Source organism: Thermoleptolyngbya sp. M55_K2018_002, from assembly GCF_015295965.1.
GTDB classification, from domain to species: domain Bacteria; phylum Cyanobacteriota; class Cyanobacteriia; order Elainellales; family Elainellaceae; genus Thermoleptolyngbya; species Thermoleptolyngbya sichuanensis.
Window position 1 is genome coordinate 1 of the sequence record NZ_DVEA01000402.1, and the last position, 2,653, is coordinate 2,653.

The 2,653-nt window shown below is 55.2% G+C and carries 3 protein-coding genes; 1 reads left to right on the forward strand and 2 read right to left on the reverse strand.

All coding sequences use genetic code 11. The features are described 5' to 3' along the window. A partial coding sequence (locus tag IGS51_RS20430; RefSeq protein WP_297080609.1) for a hypothetical protein occupies positions 1 to 369 on the reverse strand: 369 nt, incomplete at its 3' end. 467 nt (positions 370 to 836) lie between these two features. Between IGS51_RS20430 and IGS51_RS20435 the strand changes: the two genes are divergently transcribed. Then, the gene (locus tag IGS51_RS20435) at positions 837 to 1,598 is read left to right on the forward strand and encodes a peptidoglycan-binding protein (protein WP_297080610.1); all 762 of its coding nucleotides are present in this window, start codon (positions 837 to 839) and stop codon (positions 1,596 to 1,598) included. Between the two features lie 503 nt (positions 1,599 to 2,101). Here IGS51_RS20435 and IGS51_RS20440 read toward each other — a convergent pair. Then, the coding region (locus IGS51_RS20440; protein WP_297080611.1) for a hypothetical protein at positions 2,102 to 2,653 on the reverse strand (552 nt) is incomplete at its 5' end.

Below are 2,653 nucleotides of genomic sequence, written 5' to 3' on the forward strand. Positions count from 1 at the left end.
ACCCAGCGACCCGCCCACCACTGCAACCTCGCATTCCCAGGTTTCGGCTGGCGCAGGGAGCGGCGACAAACTTGGGCGACCATTGGGCAGCAAAAAAGAGTTGTCCGACCCGCTTTTTGTAGGGTCAGATTGCTCAGAAGAATTCAGGGTTTGAGCATTTTCTGCTGCGTCATTGGGGTTGACTATTTCGGCATCCGGCACAGAGTCTTGGGCAAAAGAAGGCTCTGCTGCGGATAGTTTTCCATCGGTCGTTTCGGCCTGGGTATATTGCTCAATTGTGCTGACTAGTACGGCAGAACTGGCCCCGGCCAGCAGGCTTGCAACGGGAATGATCCATGCTAAACGACGAGAGAAGAAAAACCGTTTCATGCTCGAAACCCGAATGATATGCTAGTAGAAATAATGCTCCTCTGACTGCGGCGGAGCCTGATTTGTGGCATCTTCACTTTTAGCCCACCTGTCCTATTTTTAGGGTTCCGAAATCCATTCGGTTCACAGTGTAGCTAAATCCAGAAGTATCGGCACATTTAGCCCCTCAAGATTGTCTGGTATTTTTTATCTCTGCTCTAGTGCAAAATTTGCATCCGCAGAGGTTTGACCTTGCACTCAGGTCGCATTGAGGTTGAGGTGTGTCCTAAACGGTTGTCAGTTTTAGCAGGGGCCTCCCCGAAAAAATTCGCAGCCGCTAAATTTTGTAGTCACGAATGAGCAATCCTCCTATGAAGCCCAACTTTGTTTTCCAGACGCTTTCTGCTCTTAAATCTTTCAGGTCAGGCTCAAACATTGCCGGACAAATTCAAGCTCGCCAAGCCCAAGTTCGTCAAGTGACCCGCTCGATGCTGTGGAAGGTGGCAGGGATGGCGATCGCCTCCTCTGTCTTGCTCACGGGGGGCGAAGCGCTAGCCCAAGTTTACAGCTTTGGCAGCCAGGGATCAGATGTTGCCGCAATTCAGTCGGCGCTGGGCATCTTTGCAGACGGTGTATACGGTCTTGAAACAGAAAACGCTGTTATCGCATTTCAAAGACGAAACGGATTGATGGTAGACGGACAGGCTGGCCCCGAAACGCTGCGGGCCCTGGGGCTGGGCTATCTCGTGTCGGGTGGCGGCATCGGCGGCCCGTCGCAGCCCATTCCGCCGGGGAACTGGTTGGGGCGCGAGGCGATTGTCCGCACCAATAGCGGAATTGGCGTAAACGTGCGTAATCGTCCTAATGGGCAGGTAGTTGCAGGCATCGATGATGGGGTGCGCGTGCGCCTGTCTGGACGGCAGGAATTTTCCGGTGGTTTGACCTGGGTTGAACTGGCGGGCACGGGCGGCTGGATTGCCTCTGAGTACCTAGTACCTGCCAACATCGGCGGCCCAACCGACCCAGGGTTTCCAGGCCATTACGGCGGTCCCTACCGGGTTGCCATACCGGGGAGCAGCGATGAGCTACTGTTCCAGGTGCGTCGCTTTGTGCGCGATGCCTACCGCGACTCGGACGCACTGCGGGGGCCATTCATCAATGCAGGCTCTTTCCGCGATTACTCTGCCGCTGCGGCTGTGAATCAGCAGCTTCGGAGAGAAGGGTTTGACGCGCGAGTTGTCTATGACTAGGTTGTATGACTAGGTTGCCTGTGACCATATTGCCAGCGCAGGATGCTTTCTCGCGGGTGCAGTCAGGCGGGTTTCCCTAGCTGAAACCGTACAAATCACCAGAGGATCGCTGTGCAGTCAGGCTGTGCAGCGATCCTCTGGTGAAAAACGAACGGACTCGTCACTGAAGCATGTGACAAAAATCACAACTGGAGATGATCGCGATCGCGCTTCAGTTCTCCCTGCATCGGCATACTTAAGGAGACTCAACTCTAGCCGAGTCATCAACAGGGAACACACTATAATCCGGCAGACTCAATTCGAGACTGTCGGATTTTTTTGTGGGTGTGACATTACGGGTGTCATAAAATTCTCTGCACTTCCGTAAATACCGACATCACGGTGTGGAGTTTGCCGGGTAACGCTGACGCTTAAGACCGTTCAGCCGCTGGTGTGGGATGAAGCGGAGATTGCCGCTGAGTTTTGCTGCTGAATTTTGTCGCTGAATTTTGCACTGCTGAATTTTAACGCATTGCGCCCATGGTGCTTTTCCAGGAAAGCTCTCGACAGAGAATTTCTAGCGCTCGCTGGTCTGGGCCAGAAAAAAGGCGGCTATCGACCAGTTCTTGCAGCGTTTGCTGGGTCAGGGCGGGCGCAAAGTTGCCGCCGCAGCGCAGCAGGTGGCTATAGTAGCAAAACTGGGGGCTGCCCGCTTGGTTGAGGTGAAAGCGGTAAATTTCGTCCTGGGTCATGATCGATACGGGCGTGTTGACGGGGACGACCACGCGGGGAATGCCGTGGATGCCGTAGGGCTGCCCGTTGTCCTGCGCCATCCAGCCCACCAGCACCACGCCCAGCAGCGTGCGGGTTTCGGTGATTAAATCTGGCGTAAACAGCGGGTCGGGTTCGCTCGACAGGCGCGGCCCGTTGCTCATGAACATCGGGTTCATCAGCAGCGAGTTGTAGATTAGCCCGACGGCCCAGTGGCGATCGCCCGGTTCCTCAAGTTTCACAAAGCTGCCAAAGCCGTAGTCGTCGGCCTGGGGCGGGTTGTCCACGTCCATGCTGTCATCGAC

What these genes read in the sequence shown, in the direction of transcription:
- IGS51_RS20435 (WP_297080610.1), top strand. Translation starts at nt 837, where the DNA reads ATGCTGTGGAAGGTGGCAGGGATGGCGATCGCCTCCTCTGTCTTGCTC.